23 protein-coding genes are annotated in these 23,803 nt (G+C 70.7%); 16 read left to right on the top strand and 7 right to left on the bottom strand.

Features of this window, described 5'->3' with window-relative positions; translation table 11 throughout:
- The first annotated feature begins 36 nt into the window (after nucleotides 1-36).
- From pdxS to OG737_RS03960, 11 genes are all read left to right on the top strand, one after another.
- Nucleotides 37-954 (top strand): pyridoxal 5'-phosphate synthase lyase subunit PdxS, encoded by a 918-nt coding sequence (gene pdxS / locus OG737_RS04010; protein ID WP_215018835.1) that lies wholly within the window; start codon nucleotides 37-39, stop codon nucleotides 952-954.
- Between the two features lie 5 nt (nucleotides 955-959).
- Nucleotides 960-1,550: a pyridoxal 5'-phosphate synthase glutaminase subunit PdxT gene (gene pdxT, locus OG737_RS04005; protein WP_328924748.1), complete on the top strand. Its 591-nt coding sequence runs from the start codon at nucleotides 960-962 to the stop codon at nucleotides 1,548-1,550.
- Nucleotides 1,551-1,607: 57 nt separating this feature from the next.
- Entirely contained in the window at nucleotides 1,608-2,360 is a 753-nt protein-coding gene (locus OG737_RS04000; protein ID WP_328924747.1) for a YebC/PmpR family DNA-binding transcriptional regulator, read from the top strand.
- 133 nt (nucleotides 2,361-2,493) lie between these two features.
- Complete coding sequence (gene ruvC / locus OG737_RS03995) at nucleotides 2,494-3,030, top strand: crossover junction endodeoxyribonuclease RuvC (protein ID WP_328924746.1); 537 nt, start codon at nucleotides 2,494-2,496, stop codon at nucleotides 3,028-3,030.
- Nucleotides 3,027-3,650, top strand: coding sequence for a Holliday junction branch migration protein RuvA (gene ruvA, locus OG737_RS03990; protein ID WP_405921193.1), 624 nt, complete (start codon nucleotides 3,027-3,029; stop codon nucleotides 3,648-3,650). Before ruvC ends, ruvA begins: the two co-directional genes overlap by 4 nt.
- Nucleotides 3,651-3,765: 115 nt before the next feature.
- A complete protein-coding gene (gene ruvB, locus OG737_RS03985; protein ID WP_328924744.1) occupies nucleotides 3,766-4,836 on the top strand; it encodes a Holliday junction branch migration DNA helicase RuvB in 1,071 nt (356 codons plus the stop codon).
- A gap of 165 nt (nucleotides 4,837-5,001) precedes the next feature.
- Nucleotides 5,002-5,481 (top strand): preprotein translocase subunit YajC, encoded by a 480-nt coding sequence (gene yajC / locus OG737_RS03980; protein WP_328924743.1) that lies wholly within the window; start codon nucleotides 5,002-5,004, stop codon nucleotides 5,479-5,481.
- 156 nt (nucleotides 5,482-5,637) lie between these two features.
- Nucleotides 5,638-7,431 (top strand): protein translocase subunit SecD, encoded by a 1,794-nt coding sequence (gene secD, locus OG737_RS03975; protein WP_328924742.1) that lies wholly within the window; start codon nucleotides 5,638-5,640, stop codon nucleotides 7,429-7,431.
- Between the two features lie 3 nt (nucleotides 7,432-7,434).
- On the top strand, nucleotides 7,435-8,490 hold the full coding sequence (gene secF / locus OG737_RS03970) for a protein translocase subunit SecF (RefSeq protein ID WP_328924741.1): 1,056 nt from the start codon (nucleotides 7,435-7,437) through the stop codon (nucleotides 8,488-8,490).
- 5 nt (nucleotides 8,491-8,495) lie between these two features.
- Nucleotides 8,496-9,041 carry an adenine phosphoribosyltransferase gene (locus OG737_RS03965; RefSeq protein ID WP_405681452.1) on the top strand — a complete coding sequence of 182 codons (546 nt, stop codon included), beginning with the start codon at nucleotides 8,496-8,498 and terminating at the stop codon, nucleotides 9,039-9,041.
- 236 nt (nucleotides 9,042-9,277) lie between these two features.
- The gene (locus tag OG737_RS03960) at nucleotides 9,278-11,701 is read left to right on the top strand and encodes a bifunctional (p)ppGpp synthetase/guanosine-3',5'-bis(diphosphate) 3'-pyrophosphohydrolase (protein ID WP_328924739.1); all 2,424 of its coding nucleotides are present in this window, start codon (nucleotides 9,278-9,280) and stop codon (nucleotides 11,699-11,701) included.
- 82 nt (nucleotides 11,702-11,783) lie between these two features.
- Here the strand turns inward: OG737_RS03960 and OG737_RS03955 are convergent, their stop codons facing one another.
- Complete coding sequence (locus OG737_RS03955; RefSeq protein ID WP_328924738.1) at nucleotides 11,784-13,013, bottom strand: DUF349 domain-containing protein; 1,230 nt, start codon at nucleotides 13,011-13,013, stop codon at nucleotides 11,784-11,786.
- A 195-nt stretch (nucleotides 13,014-13,208) separates the two neighbouring features.
- On the bottom strand, nucleotides 13,209-13,991 hold the full coding sequence (locus OG737_RS03950; protein WP_328924737.1) for a peptidylprolyl isomerase: 783 nt from the start codon (nucleotides 13,989-13,991) through the stop codon (nucleotides 13,209-13,211).
- Nucleotides 13,992-14,143: 152 nt separating this feature from the next.
- Here OG737_RS03950 and OG737_RS03945 point away from each other — a divergent pair, with 152 nt between their 5' ends.
- Both OG737_RS03945 and hisS read left to right on the top strand, forming a co-directional pair.
- Nucleotides 14,144-14,866 carry an MBL fold metallo-hydrolase gene (locus OG737_RS03945; RefSeq protein ID WP_328924736.1) on the top strand — a complete coding sequence of 241 codons (723 nt, stop codon included), beginning with the start codon at nucleotides 14,144-14,146 and terminating at the stop codon, nucleotides 14,864-14,866.
- Nucleotides 14,867-14,876: 10 nt separating this feature from the next.
- Nucleotides 14,877-16,139: a histidine--tRNA ligase gene (hisS, locus tag OG737_RS03940; RefSeq protein WP_328924735.1), complete on the top strand. Its 1,263-nt coding sequence runs from the start codon at nucleotides 14,877-14,879 to the stop codon at nucleotides 16,137-16,139.
- Between the two features lie 57 nt (nucleotides 16,140-16,196).
- Here hisS and OG737_RS03935 read toward each other — a convergent pair whose 3' ends face one another.
- From OG737_RS03935 to OG737_RS03920, 4 genes are read right to left on the bottom strand one after another with little or no spacing between them, the layout of a single operon-like run.
- The gene (locus OG737_RS03935; RefSeq protein WP_328924734.1) at nucleotides 16,197-16,823 is read right to left on the bottom strand and encodes a response regulator transcription factor; all 627 of its coding nucleotides are present in this window, start codon (nucleotides 16,821-16,823) and stop codon (nucleotides 16,197-16,199) included.
- Between the two features lie 13 nt (nucleotides 16,824-16,836).
- Nucleotides 16,837-18,036 (bottom strand): sensor histidine kinase, encoded by a 1,200-nt coding sequence (locus OG737_RS03930; RefSeq protein ID WP_328924733.1) that lies wholly within the window; start codon nucleotides 18,034-18,036, stop codon nucleotides 16,837-16,839.
- Nucleotides 18,033-18,890: an ABC transporter permease gene (locus OG737_RS03925; protein ID WP_405921192.1), complete on the bottom strand. Its 858-nt coding sequence runs from the start codon at nucleotides 18,888-18,890 to the stop codon at nucleotides 18,033-18,035. The genes OG737_RS03930 and OG737_RS03925 overlap by 4 nt, the downstream gene beginning before the upstream one ends.
- Nucleotides 18,887-19,765, bottom strand: a complete 879-nt coding sequence (locus tag OG737_RS03920) for an ABC transporter ATP-binding protein (protein WP_328924731.1) — start codon at nucleotides 19,763-19,765, stop codon at nucleotides 18,887-18,889. Before OG737_RS03920 ends, OG737_RS03925 begins: the two co-directional genes overlap by 4 nt.
- 137 nt (nucleotides 19,766-19,902) lie before the next feature.
- Between OG737_RS03920 and OG737_RS03915 the strand changes: the two genes are divergently transcribed.
- Nucleotides 19,903-20,520 (top strand): vitamin K epoxide reductase family protein, encoded by a 618-nt coding sequence (locus OG737_RS03915; protein ID WP_328924730.1) that lies wholly within the window; start codon nucleotides 19,903-19,905, stop codon nucleotides 20,518-20,520.
- A gap of 32 nt (nucleotides 20,521-20,552) precedes the next feature.
- A complete protein-coding gene (locus OG737_RS03910; RefSeq protein WP_328924729.1) occupies nucleotides 20,553-21,902 on the top strand; it encodes a replication-associated recombination protein A in 1,350 nt (449 codons plus the stop codon).
- A gap of 26 nt (nucleotides 21,903-21,928) precedes the next feature.
- Here the strand turns inward: OG737_RS03910 and OG737_RS03905 are convergent, their stop codons facing one another.
- Nucleotides 21,929-22,543 (bottom strand): DUF2470 domain-containing protein, encoded by a 615-nt coding sequence (locus OG737_RS03905; protein ID WP_405680253.1) that lies wholly within the window; start codon nucleotides 22,541-22,543, stop codon nucleotides 21,929-21,931.
- Between the two features lie 313 nt (nucleotides 22,544-22,856).
- Here OG737_RS03905 and rpsD point away from each other — a divergent pair, with 313 nt between their 5' ends.
- On the top strand, nucleotides 22,857-23,468 hold the full coding sequence (gene rpsD, locus OG737_RS03900; protein WP_030026606.1) for a 30S ribosomal protein S4: 612 nt from the start codon (nucleotides 22,857-22,859) through the stop codon (nucleotides 23,466-23,468).
- The last annotated feature ends 335 nt before the right edge of the window (nucleotides 23,469-23,803 follow it).

The raw sequence follows: 23,803 nt of genomic DNA, 5'->3' as shown, positions 1-23,803 counted from the left end.
TCTTCCGTTCGAGTTCCTTTCGAGTGAGGTCAATCCGTGAGCACGCTTCCCACCTCCCCCCAGTCCGCCGAGTCGGCCATCGGCACCTCGCGCGTCAAGCGCGGCATGGCCGAGCAGCTCAAGGGCGGCGTGATCATGGACGTGGTCAACGCCGAGCAGGCGAAGATCGCTGAGGACGCCGGCGCCGTGGCCGTCATGGCCCTGGAGCGGGTCCCGGCCGACATCCGCAAGGACGGCGGGGTCGCCCGCATGTCCGACCCGAACATGATCGAAGAGATCATCGAGGCCGTCTCGATCCCCGTCATGGCCAAGTCCCGCATCGGGCACTTCGTCGAGGCCCAGGTCCTGCAGTCCCTCGGCGTCGACTACATCGACGAGTCCGAGGTCCTGACCCCGGCCGACGAGGTCAACCACTCCGACAAGTGGGCGTTCACCACCCCCTTCGTCTGTGGCGCCACCAACCTGGGCGAGGCCCTGCGCCGCATCGCCGAGGGTGCGGCCATGATCCGCTCCAAGGGCGAGGCCGGCACCGGCAACGTCGTCGAGGCCGTCCGCCACCTGCGCCAGATCAAGAACGAGATCGCCAAGCTGCGCGGCTTCGACAACAACGAGCTGTACGCCGCCGCCAAGGAGCTGCGCGCCCCGTACGAGCTCGTCAAGGAGGTTGCCGAGCTCGGCAAGCTCCCCGTCGTCCTGTTCTCCGCCGGTGGCGTCGCCACCCCGGCCGACGCCGCCCTGATGCGCCAGCTCGGCGCCGAGGGTGTCTTCGTCGGCTCCGGCATCTTCAAGTCCGGCGACCCGGCCAAGCGCGCCGCCGCCATCGTGAAGGCCACCACCTTCTACGATGACCCGAAGATCATCGCGGACGCCTCCCGCAACCTGGGCGAGGCCATGGTCGGCATCAACTGCGACACCCTCCCCGAGGCCGAGCGCTACGCAAACCGCGGCTGGTAGTCACCATGACCACCCCCATCATCGGAGTCCTGGCCCTCCAGGGCGACGTACGGGAGCACCTGATCGCCCTGGCCGCGGCGGACGCCGTGGCCAGGCCGGTCCGGCGTCCCGAGGAGCTCGCCGAGGTCGACGCCCTGGTGATCCCCGGCGGCGAGTCCACGACCATGTCGAAGCTCGCCGTGCTGTTCGGCATGCTGGAGCCGCTGCGCGAGCGCGTGCGCGCCGGCATGCCCGTCTACGGCACCTGCGCCGGCATGATCATGCTGGCCGACAAGCTGCTCGACGGCCGTGAGGACCAGGAGACCCTGGGCGGCATCGACATGATCGTCCGCCGCAACGCCTTCGGCCGCCAGAACGAATCCTTCGAGGCGAAGATCGATTTCGCCGGCATAGCGGACGGCCCGGTCGAGGGCGTCTTCATCCGCGCGCCGTGGGTCGAGTCCGTCGGCGGCGCCGCCGAGGTGCTCGCCACGTACGACGGCCACACGGTCGCCGTGCGCCAGGGCAACGTCCTCGCCACCTCGTTCCACCCCGAACTGACCGGCGACGACCGAGTCCACGCGTACTTCGTCGACATGGTGCGCGCGGGGCTGTAACCGGGTCCCGGTAGGATCGGAGACGAACACTGTTGGTTACGCGAAGGAGACAGGCGGATGTCCGGCCACTCTAAATGGGCTACGACGAAGCACAAGAAGGCCGTGATCGATGCCAAGCGCGGCAAGCTCTTCGCGAAGCTGATCAAGAACATCGAGGTCGCGGCCCGTATGGGCGGCGCTGACATCGACGGCAACCCGACGCTCTTCGACGCCGTTCAGAAGGCCAAGAAGAGCTCGGTCCCGAACAAGAACATCGACTCCGCGGTCAAGCGCGGCGGTGGCCTTGAGGCCGGCGGTGCCGACTACGAGACGATCATGTACGAGGGCTACGGTCCCAACGGTGTCGCGGTGCTCATCGAGTGCCTCACCGACAACCGCAACCGCGCCGCGTCCGACGTGCGGGTCGCCATGACCCGCAACGGCGGCTCGATGGCCGACCCGGGCTCGGTCTCGTACCTGTTCAACCGCAAGGGCGTCATCATCCTGCCCAAGGGCGAGCTGTCCGAGGACGACGTGCTCGGTGCGGTGCTCGAGGCCGGTGCCGAAGAGGTCAACGACAACGGCGACACGTTCGAGATCATCAGCGAGGCCACCGACCTGGTCGCGGTCCGTACCGCTCTCCAGGACGCCGGTATCGACTACGACTCGGCCGAGGCCAGCTTCGTCCCCTCGATGCAGGTCGAGCTGGACGAAGAGGGCGCGCGCAAGATCTTCAAGCTGATCGACGCGCTGGAGGACAGCGACGACGTGCAGAACGTCTTCGCCAACTTCGACGTCTCGGACGAGGTCATGGAGAAGGTCGACGCCTGACCGGCGGGCGACCGCTCACCTTTCGAACGGCGGGCCGACGGGGACACACCCCGGCGGCCCGCCGTCGCTTTGTGCCGATGTCGGTGGGGCCGGATAGCCTGCACGGACAGATGGTCGAACGGCAGGGGGCAGGGTGCGAGTTCTCGGTGTGGACCCGGGGCTGACGCGGTGCGGCGTCGGCGTCGTCGAGGGTGTCGCCGGTCGTCCCCTGACCATGCTCGGTGTGGGCGTCGTACGGACGCCCGCGGACGCCGAGTTGGGCCGTCGGCTCGTCGCCGTCGAGCAGGGCATCGAGGAATGGCTCGACACCCACCGGCCCGAAGTCGTCGCGGTGGAGCGGGTGTTCAGCCAGCACAACGTCCGCACCGTGATGGGCACCGCCCAGGCGAGCGCCGTCGCCATGCTCTGCGCCGCACGGCGCGGGATACCGGTCGCCCTGCACACGCCGAGTGAGGTCAAGGCCGCCGTCACCGGCAGCGGCCGGGCCGACAAGGCCCAGGTCGGCGCCATGGTGACGCGGCTGCTCCGGCTGGACGCACCGCCGAAGCCGGCCGACGCCGCCGACGCGCTCGCCCTGGCCATCTGCCACATCTGGCGGGCCCCCGCCCAGAACCGCCTCCAGCAGGCGGTCGCCCTGCACGCCTCTGGCTCGAAAGGCCGTACCCGATGATCGCCTTCGTCAGCGGCCCGGTCGCCGCGCTCGCCCCCAACCTGGCCGTGATCGAGGTCGGGGGAGTGGGCATGGCCGTCCAGTGCACGCCGAACACCGTCTCCGGCCTGCGGATCGGCGAGCACGCCCGGCTGGCCACCTCCCTGGTCGTACGGGAGGACTCGCTCACGCTGTACGGCTTCGCCGACGACGACGAGCGGCAGGTATTCGAACTGCTGCAGACGGCGAGCGGGGTCGGACCGCGGGTGGCACAGGCGATGCTCGGGGTGCACAGCCCGGACGCCCTGCGGGCGGCTTTCGCCTCGGGGGACGCGAAGGCGCTGACGGCGGTGCCGGGGATCGGGCCAAAGGGCGCGCAGAAGCTCCTGCTGGAGCTGAAGGGCAAGCTGGGCGCCCCCGCCCCGGTGGTCGGCTCCCAGCGGGCCGCCGCGTCCGGACCCGCCCCCTGGACCGAGCAGCTCAGCGCCGCGCTGATCGGCCTCGGCTATGCCTCGCGAGAGGCGGAGGAAGCCGTCTTGGCGGTGACGCCGCAGGCCGAGGCCGCCATCGCCGCGGGCGGGTCGGCCCCGGTGCCGCAGCTCCTGCGCGCGGCCCTGCAGTCCCTGAACCGCGCCCGCTGACCTGCGGCCCCGCTCCCGGGGCTCCGCCCCCGGCCCCGCTCCCCAAACGCCGGAGGGCTGGATCCGGCCGCACACCACAGACCCACCGTGCATACCGAGAAGGCAGACTGACACCGTGAACTGGGACGACGAGACCGACGCCGAGACCGAGCGGCTGGTGGCGGCCGCCGCCGACGGCGAGGACACCGCCGTCGAGGCGGCCCTGCGCCCCAAGGACCTCGGCGAGTTCGTCGGCCAGGAGAAGGTCCGCCAGCAGCTGGACCTCGTCCTCAAGGCGGCCCGCCAGCGCGGCGCCACCGCCGACCACGTCCTGCTCTCCGGCGCCCCCGGCCTCGGCAAGACCACCCTGTCGATGATCATCGCGGCCGAGATGGGCGCGCCCATCCGCATCACCTCCGGCCCCGCCATCCAGCACGCCGGCGACCTCGCGGCCATCCTCTCCTCCCTCCAGGAGGGCGAGGTCCTCTTCCTCGACGAGATCCACCGCATGTCGCGGCCGGCCGAGGAGATGCTCTACATGGCCATGGAGGACTTCCGCGTCGACGTGATCGTCGGCAAGGGGCCCGGCGCGACCGCGATCCCGCTCGAACTGCCGCCCTTCACCCTCGTCGGGGCGACGACCCGGGCCGGACTGCTGCCGCCCCCGCTGCGCGACCGCTTCGGCTTCACCGGGCACATGGAGTTCTACGCCCCCGAGGAGCTGGAGCGCGTCATCCACCGCTCCGCCCGCCTCCTCGACGTCGAGATCGACACCGCCGGCGCCGCCGAGATCGCCGGCCGCTCCCGCGGCACCCCGCGCATCGCCAACCGCCTCCTGCGCCGCGTCCGCGACTACGCGCAGGTCCGGGCCGACGGCGTGATCGACCGCGAGGTGGCCGGTACCGCCCTCCAGGTCTACGAGGTGGACGGGCGCGGGCTCGACCGGCTGGACCGGGCCGTCCTGGAAGCGCTGCTCAAGCTCTTCGGCGGCGGGCCCGTCGGCCTGTCCACCCTCGCCGTCGCCGTCGGCGAGGAGCGGGAGACCGTGGAGGAGGTCGCGGAGCCCTTCCTCGTCCGCGAGGGGCTGCTCGCGCGCACCCCCAGGGGACGCGTGGCGACCCCTGCCGCCTGGGCTCACCTGGGACTCGTACCGCCGCAGCAGCACGGGAGTGGATCAAGCGGACAACAGGGCTTGTTCGGGGCCTGACGGCGCGGAGGTTCGACCCCTCAGGAACTGCGGTGCCATGCTGGGCGTTGTTCCATCGGTGCGGACTCGCCTAGACTCCGCCGATGCCGACCCTTCAGGTCGGTATGCCCACCCCCGTAGAAAAGGCCGCCGTCCGCGTGCGGTCGTGCGAAGGATCTCCGTCCCGTGAATCTCGTGACATTCCTCCCGTTCATCGTGCTCATCGGGGCGATGGTCCTGATGACCCGCTCCGCCAAGAAGAAGCAGTCCCAGGCCGCGCAGATGCGCGACCACATGACGCCCGGCACCGGGGTCCGCACCATCGGCGGCATGTACGCCACGGTGAAGGAGATCGGTGACGACACCGTCACTCTTGAGGTGGCTCCCGGCGTCCACGCGATCTACGCGAAGAACGCCATCGGCGCCGTCCTGGAGGACGCGGAGTACAACCGCATCGTCCACGGCACCGGCGACGAGGCGGAGCACGACGCGCCGGTCGTCCCGGACGACGCCTCCTCCCTGACCGAGGCCCCGAAGGCGGACCTCACGAAGGACGAGGACGAGGCCGAGGCTCCCAAGCTCGACCTGGGCAAGAAGGACGAGGAGCCCAAGGGCGACGACGAGCCCAAGGACGGCAAGACCGACGGCGAGGCCGGCGCGAAGTAGCGCGCGGGCCGGGGACCGCGAGGGCGCCTGATCGGCGGCCGTCGCGGTCCCGGTCAGTGACCCACTTCTGCGGGGGGCAGGGGTCCCCACCACACATTTCGTGGCCGTCCGCGCGCTGACCCGGCGCGGGGCGGTTGGACAGGGAGAAACGACAAGGTGGCAGCACCGAAGAAGGGCCGGCGGCCCACGGGGGCTCAGGGGAGGCCGGGGCGCGCCCTGGCGATCATCCTGATCGCGATGGTGGCGCTCACCGCGGGGATGTTCCTCTCGAAGCAGACGACTCCCCGGCTCGGCATCGACCTCGCCGGCGGTACGAGCATCACGCTCAGGGCCAAGAGCGAGCCCGGCAAGCCGGACGCGATCAACGAGACCAACATGAACACGGCGGTCGGCATCATCGAGCGCCGCGTCAACGGTCTCGGCGTCTCGGAGGCCGAGGTCCAGACGCAGGGCCGCGACCACATCATCGTGAACATCCCCACGGGGACGAACGAGAAGCAGGCGCGCGAGCAGGTCGGTACCACCGCCCAGCTGTACTTCCGCCCGGTCCTCGCCTTCGCCGACGGCTCCCCGGCCGCCCCCGAGGGCACCCAGAGCCCGAGCCCCTCCGCGAGCGGCTCCGGCGCTCCCAAGGCCGCGGACGGCAAGTCCTCCCCGTCGGCCACCCCGTCGTCCAGCGCCACTTCCCAGGGCCGTGCGCTCAGCGAGGCCCTCAAGGCCCCGAACGCCCCCTCTCCCTCGCCTTCGGCGAGCGAGTCGAAGAAGGCAGACGACAAGGCCGCCCCGACCCCCTCGGGCTCCGCGCCGGCCACGCCGCCGTCCGCCGACGAGCAGGCCGCCAAGACCCTGCAGGACAGCTTCGCGAAGCTGGACTGCACCAACGAGGAGCAGCGCGCGGCCGCCGGCAAGGGCGCCAAGCCCGAGGACCCGATCGTCGCCTGTGGCCAGCGCGGTACCGCCTGGGGCAAGTGGATCCTCGGCCCGGCCCAGGTCAACGGCCAGGACGTCAAGGACGCCAAGGGGATCATCGACCCCCAGCGCGGTGCCTGGATCGTCACGATGCAGTTCACCGACAAGGGCGCCGACAAGTTCGCCAAGATCACCGGCGAGCTGGCCACCAAGCAGGCGCCGCAGAACCAGTTCGCGATCGTGCTCGACGGCCAGGTCATCTCCGACCCGTCCGTGAGCCAGGCGCTGACCGGCGGCAACGCCGAGATCTCCGGCGGCTTCACCCAGCAGTCCGCTCAGGACCTGGGCAACATGCTCTCGTACGGCGCCCTGCCGCTCTCCTTCAGCGAGGACAGCGTCACCACCGTCACCGCCGCGCTCGGCGGCGAGCAGCTGAAGGCCGGTCTGATCGCCGGCGCCATCGGCCTGCTCCTCGTGGTGGTCTACCTGCTGGTGTACTACCGGGGCCTGGCGTTCGTCGCCATCATCAGCCTCCTAGTCTCCGCGATCCTCACCTACACGATCATGGCGCTGCTCGGCAAGGGCATCGGTTTCGCGCTGAACCTGCCCGCCGTCTGCGGTGCGATCGTGGCGATCGGCATCACGGCGGACTCGTTCATCGTGTACTTCGAACGCATCCGGGACGAGATCCGCGAGGGCCGCACCCTGCGGCCGGCCGTCGAGCGCGCCTGGCCGCGTGCCCGGCGCACCATCCTGGTCTCCGACTTCGTGTCGTTCCTGGCCGCCGCGGTGCTGTTCATCGTCACCGTCGGCAAGGTGAAGGGCTTCGCCTTCACGCTGGGTCTGACCACCCTGCTCGACGTGGTCGTGGTGTTCCTCTTCACCAAGCCCGTCATGACGCTGCTGGCGCGCACGAAGTTCTTCGCCAGCGGTCACCCGTGGTCCGGGCTGGACCCGAAGCGGCTCGGCGTCAAGCCCCCGCTGCGCCGGTCCCGTCGTACCGGTTCCGCCCCCGCCCCCGTCGACGCAAAGGAGGCGTGAGAGATGTCGAAGCTGGGAGACCTCGGCGCCAAGCTGTACAAGGGTGAGGTCGGATACGACTTCGTCGGCAAGCGCTTTCTCTGGTACGGCGTTTCCGTCCTGATCACCATCACGGCGATCGTGGCCCTGGCCGTTCAGGGCCTCAACATGGGCATCGAGTTCAAGGGCGGTGCCGTCTTCACCACCCCGAAGACGGCCGTCTCCGTCGCCAAGGCGACCGAGGAGGCGGAGAAGGCCTCGGGCCACGACGCGATCGTCCAGGAGCTCGGCACCGGCGGGCTGCGCATCCAGATCTCGGGTCTGGACACCGACTCCGCGACCGACGTGAAGAAGCAGCTCGCCACCGACCTCAAGGTCACCGAGGCGGACATCAACGCGGACCTGGTCGGCCCCAGCTGGGGTGAGCAGATCGCGAACAAGGCCTGGACCGGCCTCGGCATCTTCATGGTCCTCGTCGTGATCTACCTCGCCATCGCCTTCGAGTGGCGGATGGCGGTCGCGGCACTGATCGCCCTGATCCACGACCTCACGATCACCGTCGGCGTGTACGCGCTGGTCGGCTTCGAGGTCACCCCGGGTACGGTCATCGGTCTGCTGACGATCCTCGGTTACTCCCTCTACGACACCGTCGTCGTCTTCGACGGTCTGAAGGAGGGCTCGAAGGACATCACGAAGCAGACCCGCTACACGTACAGCGAGATCGCCAACCGCAGCATCAACGGCACGCTGGTCCGTTCGATCAACACCACGGTCGTGGCGCTGCTGCCGGTCGGGGCCCTGCTGTTCATCGGCGGCGGCTTCCTGGGCGCCGGCATGCTGAACGACATCTCGCTGTCGCTGTTCGTCGGCCTCGCGGCCGGTGCGTACTCCTCGATCTTCATCGCGACCCCGCTGGTCGTGGACCTCAAGGAGCGCGAGCCGGCGATGAAGGCCCTGAAGAAGCGGGTGCTCGCCAAGCGGGCGGCCGCGGCGGCCAAGGGCGAGTCCGCGGACGAGGGCTACGAGTCCGACGGCGGGCCGCAGGTCGTGGCGCAGGGCCGCGCGGGGCGGCGCCGGTGACCGGGCTGCTCTCCGAGGACGTACGCGAGCTGCTGCTCAGCCGGATCAAGGACGTACCGGACTACCCGAAGCCGGGCGTGATGTTCAAGGACATCACCCCGCTGCTGGCGGACCCGGAGGCGTTCGCCGCGCTGACGGGCGTGCTGGTGGAGCTGGCCGGGCGGTACGGCGCGACGAAGATCGTCGGGCTGGAGGCGCGCGGGTTCATCCTGGCGGCCCCCGTGGCCGTGGCGGCCGGGATCGGCTTCGTGCCGGTGCGCAAGGCCGGCAAGCTGCCGGGCGCGACGCTGGCGCAGTCCTACGAGCTGGAGTACGGGACCGCGGAGATCGAGGTCCACGCGGAGGATCTGGCGGCCGGTGACCGGGTCATGGTCATCGACGACGTGCTGGCCACCGGCGGCACCGCCGAAGCCTCGCTCTCGCTGATCCGGCGGGCCGGGGCCGAGGTCGCCGGGGTGGCGGTCCTGATGGAACTGTCGTTCCTGCCCGGGCGGGCCAAGCTGGCCGATGCGCTCGCGGCGGCCCCGCTGGACGCGCTGATCGTGGTCTGACCACCTGCATGCCGCAAGCGGCGGGTATCCGGGACACCCCGGGTACCCGCCGCTTTCGCGTGCGGCCCCGCCGCCGGGGGCCGGCCCCCGGCAGCGGAGCGGCGCCGGACCGGTCCAGGCCGAGGCTCGGGGGAACGACGGGGCGCAACCCTCGCTACGATGGGTTATCCGGACCGGACACGGGCACCGGACCCTCCCCCAGACTCCGTCTGGGGGGACCCCCGTGAGGAGCGCTCTTGCCAGACGAGGTCCAGCCACTCTCCGCCGCGCAGCCCGACCCGCAGGCCGAGCAGGCCGCGGCGCCCGCCGCCACGCCCCCGCCGGCCCCGCCGGTCAAGCCCGCGTCGGCGAAGTCGGCCGGGTCCTCCAACCGGGTGCGCGCCCGGCTCGCCCGCCTCGGCGTCCAGCGTTCCACCGCGTACAACCCGGTCCTGGAGCCCCTGCTCCGCATAGTCCGCAGCAACGATCCGAAGATCGAGACGGCGACGCTGCGCCAGCTGGAGCAGGCCTACCAGGTCGCCGAACGCTGGCACCGCGGCCAGAAGCGCAAGAGCGGCGACCCGTACATCACCCACCCGCTCGCGGTGACCACGATCCTCGCCGAGCTCGGCATGGACCCGGCCACCCTGATGGCCGGCCTGCTCCACGACACCGTCGAGGACACCGAGTACGGCCTCGAAGACCTGCGCCGCGACTTCGGCGACGCCGTGGCCCTCCTCGTCGACGGCGTCACCAAGCTCGACCGGGTCAAGTTCGGCGAGGCCGCGCAGGCCGAGACCGTCCGCAAGATGGTCGTCGCCATGGCCAAGGACCCGCGCGTCCTGGTCATCAAGCTCGCCGACCGCCTGCACAACATGCGCACCATGCGCTACCTCAAGCGGGAGAAGCAGGAGAAGAAGGCCCGCGAGACCCTTGAGATCTACGCCCCGCTGGCGCACCGGCTGGGCATGAACACCATCAAGTGGGAGCTCGAAGACCTCTCCTTCGCGATCCTCTACCCGAAGATGTACGACGAGATCGTCCGTCTGGTCGCCGAGCGGGCGCCCAAGCGCGACGAGTACCTCGCCGTCGTCACGGACGAGGTGATGGTCGACCTCAGAGCCGCCCGGATCAAGGCCACCGTGACGGGCCGTCCGAAGCACTACTACAGCGTCTACCAGAAGATGATCGTCCGCGGCCGTGACTTCGCGGAGATCTACGACCTGGTCGGCATCCGGGTGCTGGTGGACACCGTACGGGACTGCTACGCCGCCCTCGGCACCGTGCACGCGCGCTGGAACCCGGTCCCCGGCCGGTTCAAGGACTACATCGCGATGCCCAAGTTCAACATGTACCAGTCGCTCCACACGACGGTCATCGGACCCAGCGGCAAGCCGGTCGAACTCCAGATCCGCACCTTCGACATGCACCGCCGCGCCGAGTACGGCATCGCCGCGCACTGGAAGTACAAGCAGCAGACCGTCGCCGGCACCTCCAAGGTCCGCACCGACGTCCCGCAGGCCGCCAAGGGCAGCGCCGGCCAGGACACGGTCAACGACATGGCCTGGCTGCGCCAGCTGCTGGACTGGCAGAAGGAGACCGAGGACCCGGGCGAGTTCCTCGACTCGCTGCGCTTCGACCTCTCCCGCAACGAGGTCTTCGTCTTCACCCCCAAGGGCGACGTGATAGCGCTGCCCGCCGGAGCCACCCCCGTGGACTTCGCTTACGCCGTCCACACCGAGGTCGGCCACCGGACCATAGGCGCCCGCGTCAACGGCCGCCTCGTCCCGCTCGAATCGACCCTGGACAACGGCGACCTCGTCGAGGTCTTCACCTCCAAGGCCGAGGGCGCGGGACCCTCGCGCGACTGGCTGGGCTTCGTCAAGTCCCCGCGGGCCCGCAACAAGATCCGCGCCTGGTTCTCCAAGGAGCGCCGCGAGGAGGCCATCGAGCACGGCAAGGACGCCATCGCGCGGGCCATGCGCAAGCAGAACCTGCCGATCCAGCGCATCCTCACCGGCGACTCGCTCGTCACCCTCGCGCACGAGATGCGCTACCCCGACATCTCCTCCCTGTACGCGGCGATCGGCGAGGGCCACGTGGCCGCGCAGGGCGTCGTGCAGAAGCTGGTGCAGGCCCTCGGCGGCGAGGAAGCGGCCAACGAGGACATCGAGGAGAGCGTCCCGCCCTCCCGGACCCGGGGCACGCGCCGCAAGAACGCCGACCCGGGCGTGGTCGTCAAGGGCGTCGACGACGTGTGGGTCAAGCTGGCCCGCTGCTGCACCCCGGTCCCCGGCGACCCGATCGTCGGGTTCGTCACGCGCGGCAGCGGCGTATCGGTTCACCGGGCCGACTGCGTCAACGTGGACTCCCTCTCCCAGGAGCCCGAGCGGATGCTGGAGGTCGAATGGGCCCCCACCCAGTCCTCCGTCTTCCTGGTCGCCATCCAGGTCGAGGCGCTGGACCGGTCCCGGCTGCTGTCCGACGTCACCCGGGTCCTGTCGGACCAGCACGTGAACATCCTCTCGGCGGCCGTCCAGACCTCGCGCGACCGGGTGGCCACCTCCCGCTTCACCTTCGAGATGGGCGACCCCAAGCACCTGGGGCACGTCCTGAAGGCCGTTCGGGGTGTGGAGGGCGTGTACGACGTCTACCGCGTCACCTCGGCCCGCCGGCCGTAGCCGCCCGAGCCCTGACATGACGGTGGGCGCCACCCCGAGGGGGTGGCGCCCACCGTCATGTCCTACGGCGTAAGGGGCCCTGTCAGCCGCCGAACTCCTCCAGGCCCTTCAGCGCCTGGTCCAGCAGGGCCTGGCGGCCCTCCAGCTCCCGGGACAGCTTGTCGGCCTTCGCGTTGTTGCCCGCCGCGCGCGCCGCGTCGATCTGCTCACGCAGCTTGTCGACCGCCGCCTGGAGCTGGCCCGTCAGACCGGCCGCACGCGCCCGCGCCTCCGGGTTCGTACGACGCCACTCGCCCTCCTCGGCCTCCTGGATGGCCCGCTCCACCGCGTGCATCCGGCCCTCGACCTTCGGCCGGGCGTCCCGCGGCACGTGGCCGATGGCCTCCCAGCGCTCGTTGAGGGAGCGGAACGCGGCACGGGCCGCCTTCAGGTCGGTGATCGGGACGAGCTTCTCGGCCTCGACGGCCAGCTCCTCCTTCAGCTTCAGGTTCTCCACCTGCTCGGCGTCGCGCTCCGCGAACACCTCGCTGCGCGCCGCGAAGAACACGTCCTGGGCCCCGCGGAAACGGTTCCACAGATCGTCCTCGGACTCGCGCTGCGCCCGGCCCGCCGCCTTCCAGTCCGCCATCAGCTCGCGGTAGCGGGCGGCCGTCGGACCCCAGTCGGTCGACTTCGACAGCGACTCGGCCTCCGCGACCAGCTTCTCCTTGACCTTGCGGGCATCCTCGCGCTGCGCGTCCAGCGAGGCGAAGTGCGCCTTGCGGCGCTTGGAGAAGGCGGAGCGGGCGTGCGAGAAGCGGTGCCACAGCTCGTCGTCCGACTTGCGGTCCAGCCGCGGCAGACCCTTCCAGATGTCCACCAGGGCGCGCAGCCGCTCGCCGGCACTGCGCCACTGGTCGCTCTGCGCCAGTTCCTCGGCCTCGACGACCAGGGCGTCCTTGGCCGCGCGGGCCTCGTCCGTCTGCTTGGCCTTCTGCGCCTTGCGCTCCTCGCGCCGCGACTCCACCGTCGCGACCAGCTTGTCCAGCCGTACGCGAAGAGCGTCCAGGTCGCCCACGGCATGGTGCTCGTCGACCTGCGTGCGCAGGTGGTCGATCGCCGTCTGCGCGTCCTTGGCGGACAGATCGGTGGTCCGCACCCGCTTTTCGAGGAGGCCGATCTCGACCACCAGGCCCTCGTACTTGCGCTCGAAATAGGCCAGGGCCTCCTCAGGGGTGCCGGCCTGCCACGATCCGACGACCTGCTCGCCATCGGCAGTACGCACGTACACGGTGCCCGTCTCGTCGACTCGGCCCCACGGGTCGCTGCTCACAGCGCCTCCTCCACCTGATGCCTTGCGAGGGGTTCACCCCCTGGGCATCGTCCACAGTTTCCTGGGGCGGGCAGCGCCCGCCCTGCACAACGCCAACATAGGCGACCGCCGGGCCGCCTGTCCGCATCCCGCACGACGGAATATCGACGTACGCGCGGGACGCGGGGCCCGGGCCCGGGGTTGGCCTGCTTCCGGTCAGTTCTGGGTGACGGTGCCCTTCTCGATCTTGACTTCCTTCTTCGGGGCGCCGTCCTGGCCGCCGTCGGCCGTGCCGGCCTTGGCGATCTCCTCCAGGACCTTCAGGCCGGCGGCGTCGATCTTGCCGAACGGGGTGTACGACGGCGCCAGCGGGCTGTCCTTGTAGACCAGGAAGAACTGGCTGCCGCCGGAGCCGGGCTGGCCGGTGTTGGCCATCGCGACCGTGCCGGCCGGGTAGATCACCTGGCCCTGGTCGTTCGCCTTGCCGAGGGAGTCCAGGTTCTCGTCCGGAATCGTGTAGCCGGGGCCGCCCATGCCGGTGCCCTCGGGGTCACCGCACTGGAGCACGAAGATCCCGCCGCTCGTCAGCCGGTGGCACTTCGTGTTGTCGAAGTAGCCCTTGTCGGCGAGCGACTTGAAGGAGTTCACGGTCTGCGGGGTCTTCGCCGCGTCCATCGCGAAGCTGATGTCGCCCGCGCTGGTCTTCAGGGCGAAGGTGTACTTCGCCTTCTGGTCGATGGCCATCTCGGGCGAGGGGGACTGCTTGGGCGTCGGCGCGGCCGAGGGGCTCGCCGCCGGGTTCGCTGCCTGGTCCTTCTTGTCCTTGTCGAAGACGCCGCCCACGATGAGGCCGACCAGCGTCGCGACGACCACGGCCACCGCCGCGCCGATGATCGCCGTGCGCTGGCGCGCCTTGCGACGGGCCTCTGCCCGGCGCTTCTGCTGGCGCTCGTACTTCTCCCTGGCGAGCTGTCGCCGCCGCTGATCGCTCGTGACCACCGGGTCGTCTCCTTGTACGTGTCTGGTACTGCTGTCCGGGCTGGGTTAGGCCGTACCGTATATGGGTTCGCTGTGTAATGAGGGGCGCCGGTAGGCTCTGAGCAGCAGCATTCCGAACTGCAGCTCCCGCCGGACGACGATTGAGGACGAACGTGCTGATTGCCGGGTTCCCCGCCGGGGCCTGGGGGACCAACTGTTACGTGGTCGCCCCCGCCGCCGGTGAGGAGTGCGTCATCATCGACCCGGGCCACCAAGCCGCCCAGGGCGTCGAGGAGACGCTGAAGAAGCATCGGCTCAAGCCCGTCGCGGTCGTGCTGACCCATGGCCACATCGATCATGTGGCCTCGGTGGTCCCGGTGTGCGGAGCACACGACGTACCGGCCTGGATCCACCCCGAGGACCGCTACATGATGAGCGACCCGGAGAAGGCGCTGGGCCGCTCGATCGGGATGCCGCTCATGGGCGAACTGACCGTGGGCGAGCCGGACGACGTCCGTGAGCTGACCGACGGCGCCGGCTTGAAACTGGCCGGAATGGACTTCTCCGTGGCGCACGCGCCGGGGCATACCAAGGGGTCGGTGACCTTCCGGATGCCCGAGCTGGCCGACATCCCGCCGGTCTTCTTCTCGGGCGACCTGCTCTTCGCCGGCTCCATCGGACGCACCGACCTGCCCGGCGGCTCCCACGCCGAGATCCTCGAGTCGCTGGGCCGCGTGTGCCTGCCGCTCGACGACTCGACCGTGGTGCTGTCCGGCCACGGTCCCCAGACCACCATCGGCCGCGAGCGCGCGACCAACCCGTACCTGCGGGAGGTCGCCGCCGGCCTGGGAGCGGACGCCAGGGGCGCCGCTCCCGCCCCACGACGAGGAATGTGACGAGAGCTTCGTGAGCACCTTCAAGGCCCCCAAGGGCACGTACGACCTGATCCCGCCGTACTCGGCGAAGTACCTGGCCGTCCGCGAGGCCATCTCCGGCCCGCTGCGCACGTCCGGCTACGGATACGTCGAGACGCCCGGCTTCGAGGACGTGGACCTCTTCGCCCGCGGAGTCGGCGAGTCCACCGACATCGTGACCAAGGAGATGTACACCCTCACGACCAAGGGCGGCGCCAATCTGGCGCTTCGTCCGGAGGGCACCGCCTCCGTGCTGCGCGCCGCGCTGGAGGCGAATCTGCACAAGGCCGGCGGCCTGCCGGTCAAGCTCTGGTACTCCGGCTCGTACTACCGCTACGAGCGCCCGCAGAAGGGCCGCTACCGCCACTTCTCGCAGGTCGGGGCCGAGGCCATCGGCGCCGAGGACCCGGCGCTGGACGCCGAACTGATCATCCTGGCCGACCAGGCGTACCGCTCGCTGGGCCTGCGCAACTTCCGCATCCTGCTGAACTCGCTGGGCGATCAGGAGTGCCGTCCCGTCTACCGGGAGGCGCTCCAGGGATTCCTGCGGGGTCTGGACCTGGACGAGGAGACCCTGCGCCGGGCCGAGATCAATCCCCTGCGGGTGCTCGACGACAAGCGGGAGTCCGTTCAGAAGCAGCTGGTGGGCGCGCCGATGCTGCGGGACTTCCTGTGTGACGCGTGCAAGGCGTACCACTCCGAGGTCCGTGAGCTGATCACGGCTGCGGGCGTGGCATTCGAGGACGACGAGAAGCTGGTGCGCGGGCTCGACTACTACACCCGCACCACCTTCGAGTTCGTCCACGACGGTCTGGGTTCGCAGTCCGCGGTCGGCGGCGGCGGCCGCTACGACGGTCTGTCCGAGATGATCGGCGGCCCGGCGCTTCCCTCGGTCGGGTGGGCCCTGGGCGTGGACCGCACGGTGCTGGCCCTGGAGGCCGAAGGCGTCGAGCTCGATATTCCGGCGGCCACCAGCGTCTTCGCGGTGGCGCTGAGCGACGAGGCGCGCAAGGTGCTCTTCGCCGCGGTCACCGAGCTGCGGAGGACAGGTGTGGCGGCGGACTTCTCGTACGGCTCGAAGGGTCTCAAGAGCCACATGAAGAACGCGAACCGCTCCGGTGCCGTGCTGACCGTCGTGGCGGGGGAGCGGGACCTCGCCGAGGGCGTCGTGCAGCTGAAGGACATGGAGTCCGGCGACCAGATGGCCGTGCCCGTGGCCGAGATCGTCGCCACCGTCCAGGCCCGCCTGGCCTGATACGCGTACGCGGGCGGCCGCGGCCCGGGGAGCTCCCCCGGACCGCGGCCGCCCGCGTCACAGCAGGCCGTGCCGCATGGCCGTCGTCACCGCCGCCGTGCGGTCCGCGACCTCCAGCTTCGCGAAGGCCCGCAGCAGGTGGGTCTTGACCGTGGACTCCGCCACGAACAGGCGGCGGCCGATCTCCGCGTTCGTCGCGCCCTCCGCGACCAGGCGCAGGACCGATACCTCGCGCTCCGACAGGTGCGGCCGCTCCGGGCGGGTGCGCAGGTGGTCGACCAGGCGGCCCGCGACCGACGGGGCCAGGACGGTCTCGCCGCGGACGGCCGCGCGGACCGCCTCCGCCAGTTCCGCACGGGCCATGTCCTTCAGCAGGTAGCCCGCCGCGCCCGCCTCCACCGCGCGCAGGATGTCGCGGTCGTTCTCGTACGTGGTCAGCACCACCACCCGGACCGGCAGCCCGGCCGCGGTGATGCGGGCGATGGACTCCACCCCGTCGCCGCCGGGCATCCGCAGGTCCATCAGGATCAGGTCCAGGGCGGGCACCAGCCGCGCGGCCAGGGCTTCGGCCTGCGGACCGTTGGCGGCCTCCGCGACGACCTCCAGGTCCGGCTCGGCGCTGAGCATGCCGCGCAGGCCCTCCCGTACCACCGGGTGGTCGTCGGCCAGCAGGATGCGGATCATGTCGTACGGCTCCTCAGCGGATCGGCAGGGTGACGGTGACGGTGGTGCCCCCGGACACCGCGCTGTCGACCGACGCGGTCCCGCCGGCCTCCGCCGCACGGGCGCGCAGCCCCCGCAGGCCGTAGCCGGGGGAGGGGGCCGCCGGATCGAAGCCCCGGCCGGAGTCCCGGACAGAGACCGTCAACTCCGCCTCACCGTAGGCGAGGGACAGCGCGGCGGCGGCCCGGGGACCCGCGTGCTTGGCCGCGTTCGCCAGGGACTCCTGGCAGGTGCGCAGTGCCACCACCTCCAGCGCCGGCGGCAGCGGCCGGACGTCCCCGGTCACCGTGACGGCCGCGGGCGGGTCGTGCCGTGCCGCGAGACGGCGTACCGCGTCCGGCAGCGAACCCGCGTCCAGGTCGGCGGGCGCCCCGCCGGACACCAGGGCCCGGGCCTCGGCCAGGTTCTGCCGGGCGGTCACCGCCATCAGCTCCAGGTGGCGGTGGGCCTCGGCCGGATCCGTGTCCAGCTCGGACTGCACCGCCTGCACCAGCATCAGCAGGCTGGTGAAGCCCTGCGCGAGGGTGTCGTGGATCTCGCGGGACATGCGTTCCCTTTCGGCGAGGGCGCCGCGTTCGGCGGAGAGCCGGGCCACCTCCTCGCGGCTGGCGTCGAGTTCGGCGATCAGCCCGGCCCGGTTCACGCTCTGCTGGATGATCCGGGTGGTCCAGGCGCCGAGGAAGGCGGAAAAGGCGAAGGTGGTCACGGCGGCCACGGCCCCGAGGAAGAGCTGATGCCCGTCGGGCCGCCACAGCAGCGCCCAACCGGCCACCGGCGCCAGGGACAGCACCGCCATCGCGGCGACCGCCCGGCGAAGAGGCACCAGCATGAAGAAGTGCGGGGCGAGCGCGAAGGTGATCAGCCGGGTCTCGCCGACCAGTGACGCGGCCAGCAGGAAGAGAACGAGGGTCACGCCCAGGTAGCGGGCGGCGCGGCGGGGTTCGGCATTCGGCTCCAGCAGGAGCAGCGGCCGCCCGGCCCACGCGTACCAGGGGATCAGCAGGGCGAGCAGGGCGACAGCGGGGATCCGGTAGGGCAGTGAAGGGAATTCGGCGCCGAGTACGAGGGCCACGGTCGCCAGCCACACGACCCCGACATACAGGTCCCACGGCAGGAACGCACGGTCCCACACGTGGGACTCGCGCGCTCCGGCCGTCTTCACGAAGCCGCTCAACCGTCGCGCCGGCTCTTCCACTTGAAGGTCAGCAGACACAGCACCAATCCTCCGGCAACCCAGGCCCCCAGCACGAGCGCCGTCTTCCCGTACTCCCAGCCGCCGGCCTGTTCGAGGACGGCGGCGGACTCGGGCAGGAACACCCCGCGCAGACCCTGGCACATCCACTTGAGCGGGAACAGCGCCCCGATGTTCAGCAGCCAGTCGGGGATCTGGTGGACCGGGATGAACACACCCGAGATGAACTGGAGGATCAGGAAGGGCAGGACGACCACGGAACTGGCGCTCTTGCCGGACTTGGGCAGGCTGCTGATGGCGATGCCGAGCAGGGCGCAGCCCGTCAGGCCGAGCGCGAAGATCCACGCGAAGGTGAGCCACTTGGAGGCGGAGGACGGCAGGTCCAGGCCGAAGAGGGTGGAGCCGACGAGGAGCAGGACCGCGGTCTCGGCGAGTCCGGTGACGAGCACCATCCAGACCTTGCCGAGGAAGTAGGCGGCGGGGGGCATCGGGGTGCCGCGCAGACGGCGCAGCACCTTCTCGTCCCGTTCGACGGCGATGGAGATGCCGAGCGACTGGAAGCTGGTGGACATGATGCCCGCCGCGACCATGCCCGCCGCGTAGAGCTGGGAGGCGGTGATCCCGGTGCCCTCGACGGCTTCTCCGAAGATCGAGGCGAAGAGGGCGAGGAAGACGACGGGGAAGGCGAAGGTGAAGATCACCGCGTCGCGCTGGCGGACGAACTGCTTGATCTCCAGCGCGCCGCGGCTCAGTCCGAGGGCCCAGGCTCCGGGCAGGGCCTTCGCCGCCCGCGTGACAGTGGTGTCGGTGTCGGTGGCGGTGGCGTTGGTGGTCATCGTGCTTCCTCCGGCTGCGGCTCGGGCTGGGTGAGCTGGCCCGTGAGGCGCAGGTACACGTCCTCCAGGGTGGGGCGGGTGATCTTCAGGCCCGGGATCTCGCCGTCGAAGCGGACCATCAGCTCCCGGGCGGTACGGGTGGGGGTCTCGGTCCGGATCTCGCGCGGGGTGCCGTCGGGGTCGGTCCACTCGACGGTGGCGCCGGTGCCGAACCGGGCGCGCAGACCGGCCGGTTCGCCCTCGGCGACGATCCGGCCGCGTGCCACGATCGCGAGGCGGTCGGCGAGGGCCTCGGCCTCCTCCAAGTAGTGCGTGGTGAGCACGATGGTCGTGCCCCCGTCGGCCAGCAGCCGGATCAGGTCCCAGAACTGGCGGCGGGCAGCCGGGTCGAAGCCGGTGGTCGGCTCGTCGAGCAGGAGGAGTTCCGGACCGCCGATGACCCCGAGCGCCACGTCGAGGCGGCGCCGCTGGCCGCCGGAGAGGCCCTTCACCCGCTGGTCGCGCTTGTGTTCCAGGCCGACCAGCGCGATGACCTCCGCCGGGTCGCGCGGGGCCGGGTAGTAACGGGCGAAGTGCTCGACCGTCTCCCGTACCGTCAGTTCGGCGGGCGCCGACTCGTCCTGCCAGACGATCCCGACGCGTGAGCGCCAGGCCCGTCCGGCCGTCGCCGGGTCCGCGCCCAGGACGCGGACCTCACCGCCGTCCCGCTCACGGTGGCCCTGGAGTATCTCCACCGTGGTGCTCTTGCCCGCTCCGTTGGGCCCGAGGAGGCCGAAGACCTCGCCCGGGCGGATCGTCAGGTCCAGTCCGTCGACCGCGGCGACCTCGCCGTACTGCTTGCGAAGCCCCCGTACTTCCACCGCGTTCTGTGTCATGCCTCGAATGCTCCGCCGGAATCCGCGCCGCCGGTCCCCCCTCGCGTACGTACTTATGTCCGTCGAACGGTGGACACACAGTCACGTACGGCACAATGGCCGGTGCTTGTCGACCTTGCAGATGTGGAGTGGGCGGTATGACGACACGACCTACGGACGCGGACACCGCCCCGAGGACCACCTTCGGGGGGAGCCGGGCGCTGGCCTGGCTGCTGGTGATCACGGGCGCCGCGGGCCTGCTCGCCGCCTGGGTGATCACGATCGACAAGTTCAAGCTGCTGGAGGACCCGAACTTCACGCCGGGCTGCAGCCTGAACCCGATCGTCTCCTGCGGCAACATCATGAAGAGCGAGCAGGCGGCCGTCTTCGGCTTCCCGAACCCGATGCTCGGTCTGGTCGCCTACGGCATCGTGATCTGCGTCGGCATGAGCATGCTGGCCGGGGCGCGGTTCAGCCGCTGGTACTGGCTGACTTTCAACGCGGGCACCCTCTTCGGCGTCGTCTTCTGCGCCTGGCTGATGTACCAGTCGCTGTACAACATCAACTCGCTCTGCCTGTGGTGCTGCCTGGCCTGGGTCGCCACGATCGTGATGTTCTGGTACGTCACCTCGCACAACGTGCGCCAGGGGCTGCTGCCCGCGCCGGGCTGGCTGAAGAGCTTCTTCGACGAGTTCACCTGGGTGCTCCCGGTGCTGCACATCGGGATCATCGGCATGCTGATCCTGACGCGCTGGTGGGACTTCTGGACCTCGTAAGGACTGTCGGTGGGCTCGCATAGGCTTTCGGTGTGGAACCAGACCTGTTCACCGCCGCCGCCGAAGACCGCCAGGAGAAGGATCCCGCGAGCTCTCCGCTCGCCGTCCGGATGCGCCCGCGCACCCTGGACGAGGTCGTCGGCCAGCAGCACCTGCTGAAGCCCGGATCACCGCTGCGGCGGCTGGTCGGGGAGGGCGCGGGCGGTCCGGCCGGAGCCTCCTCGGTGATCCTCTGGGGCCCGCCGGGCATCGGGAAGACCACGCTGGCGTACGTGGTGAGCCAGGCCACCCGGAAGCGGTTCGTGGAGCTGTCTGCCATCACGGCGGGAGTCAAAGAGGTACGGGCGGTCATCGAGGGCGCGAAACGCGCCGCCGGCGGCTACGGCAAGGACACCGTCCTCTTCCTCGACGAGATCCACCGCTTCAGCAAGGCGCAGCAGGACTCGCTGCTCCCGGCCGTCGAGAACCGCTGGGTGACGCTGATCGCCGCGACCACGGAGAACCCGTACTTCTCGATCATCTCCCCGCTGCTCTCGCGCTCGCTGCTGCTGACGCTGGAGCCGCTGACGGACGGCGACCTGAGCGCGCTGATGCGCAGGGCGCTGGAGGAGGAGCGGGGGCTCGGCGGGGCGGTGACCCTGCCGGCGGACGCCGAGGCGCACCTGCTGCGGATCGCCGGGGGCGACGCCCGGCGGGCGCTGACGGCGCTGGAGGCGGGGGCCGGGTCGGCCATCGCCAAGGGCGAGGACGAGATCACCCTCCAGACGGTGGAGGAGGCGGTCGACCGGGCCGCCGTCCGGTACGACCGGGACGGCGACCAGCACTACGACGTGGCGAGCGCGCTGATCAAGTCGATCCGCGGCTCGGACGTGGACGCGGCGCTGCACTATCTGGCCCGGATGATCGACGCGGGGGAGGACCCCCGGTTCATCGCGCGGCGCCTGATGATCTCGGCGAGCGAGGACATCGGCCTGGCGGACCCGACGGCCCTGCCGCTCGCGGTCGCCGCGGCCCAGGCGGTGGCGATGATCGGCTTCCCGGAGGCCGCGCTGACCCTTTCGCACGCCACGATCGCGCTGGCGCTGGCCCCGAAGTCGAACACCGCCACGACCGCGATCGGCGCGGCGCTGGCCGACGTCCGGGCCGGGCTGGCGGGCTCGGTCCCGCCGCACCTGCGGGACGGGCACTACAAGGGCGCGGCCAAGCTGGGGCACGCGCAGGGGTACGTGTACCCGCACGACGTGCCGGGGGCCATCGCGGCCCAGCAGTACGCGCCCGACGAGATCCACGGGAAGCGGTACTACGAGCCGACGCGGTACGGAGCGGAGGCCCGCTACGCGGACGTCGTGGAGAAGGTCCGGGAGCGGCTGCGCGGCGCGTGAGCGTGCCGGCGGGGCGGCGACGGGCCCTAGTGGCCCGCCGCCGTGAACAGGGTGTGCATCGCACGGCGCAGGTCGCAGATGTCCGCGACCGGCTCGGGGAAGTCGAAACGGGCGTCGAAGGAGCCGGCCGCGCCGCCCGTGAAGCGCACGCGCAGGCCCAGGCGGTCCAGGGAGAGCGGGACGGCCGCCATGTCCCGCGCCTCCCGCGGACCCAGCAGCCCGCACAGTTCGCCGATCCGGTCGCCGTGGGCGGAGTGCAGGTGCTGGAGGAGTTCCGCCTCGTGGGCGACCATCGGGTCCGGCTCCGCCGCGGCCAGGTCCTCCGGGTCCACGTGCTCGGCGCCCCACAGATCGTCCACCGAGATCTCGCCGACCTCCAGGCGGAGCAGCCTCCAGCGGGCCTCGGCCAGTCCCAGCAGCTCACCCACCGGATGGCGCTCCGCGAGCAGCGCCGCGCAGGCCGCGCGGTCGTCGCCGCGCACCGGGGTCAGCCACCCGGCCAGCCAGGCGCGGCCTCGGATACGATGCTGCACGGACACCGGCGCCACATCCGTGATCTCGATCACGGCGGTGAGGTCGTCGTCCTGGGCGTGAGCGGCTGCCCTGGCAGCCGCGGATTCCCCGGAAACAAGGAGAATCACGTCCCCGTCCGGGGTGACGGTCCGTGCGGCCGGCGCCCCTGTCCCGAGCTCGTCCTGGTCACAAGCACCGGGGAGCGTGAGGGATACTGAGGCGTTGGACTCTACGAGGGTTCGTACGCGTTCGGCTCCGGTGAGCTGCCGAACGCCTTCCCTGGGACGCGGCTGACCTTGCTTATCGTCGGCGCAAGCGGATTCCGTTTCGTTGGAATCCGAACTGCGGCGCGCACTGGGCAGGGGGATCCCATGTGGTCGAGACATTACGTCCTCCTCGCTAAGGTAAGCCTCACCTAACTTACATGGAGGTAGGTTCCCCGTGAACCAGAAGCGACCCAAGGTCAAGAAGTCGCGTGCCCTCGGCATTGCGCTGACCCCGAAGGCCGTCAAGTACTTCGAGGCCCGCCCCTACCCGCCGGGCGAGCACGGCCGTGGCCGCAAGCAGAACTCGGACTACAAGGTCCGTCTGCTGGAGAAGCAGCGTCTGCGCGCTCAGTACGACATCTCTGAGCGTCAGATGGCCCGCGCGTACGACCGCGCCAAGAAGGCCGAAGGCAAGACGGGCGAGGCGCTTGTCGTCGAGCTCGAGCGTCGTCTCGACGCCCTGGTTCTGCGTTCGGGCATCGCCCGCACCATCTACCAGGCCCGCCAGATGGTCGTTCACGGCCACATCGAGGTCAACGGCGCCAAGGTCGACAAGCCGTCGTTCCGTGTCCGCCCGGACGACGTCATCACCGTGCGCGAGCGCAGCCGCGAGAAGGTTCCGTTCCAGGTTGCCCGTGAGGGTGGCTACGCAGGCGAGGGCGAGACCCCGCGCTACCTGCAGGTCAACCTGAAGGCCCTGGCCTTCCGCCTGGACCGTGACCCGAACCGCAAGGAAATCCCGGTCATCTGCGACGAGCAGCTCGTCGTCGAGTACTACGCCCGCTGATGCAGGCGTAGGCCTCACAGGCTGGTGGAAGCCCGCCGTCCCCTCCGGGGGGCGGCGGGCTTTCCGCGTTCCGCGGCGCCCCGGCCCACGTCTGCTCCGCCGCGCCCCGGAGCACCGCCGCCCGGGCCGCCACGAGCGCCAGCCGCGACGTGCCCACCCCGCCCACGCCGGTCACCGTGACCAGCCGCGAGGTCTCCAGGAGCCGCCCCGGCCCGGCCAGTTCGGCACCCCGCCCGACGAACCCGCCCGGATCCGAGGGAAGATTGCCGCACGTCGTCTGTCGCACGGGACACGGAGAGTACTGGTCCGCAAGCTCTGCGTACGAGGCGATCCCG

This window comes from Streptomyces sp. NBC_00122, from assembly GCF_045160845.1.
Taxonomy (GTDB): Bacteria; Actinomycetota; Actinomycetes; order Streptomycetales; family Streptomycetaceae; genus Streptomyces.
This window is presented reverse-complemented; position numbering and strand designations above follow the sequence as displayed.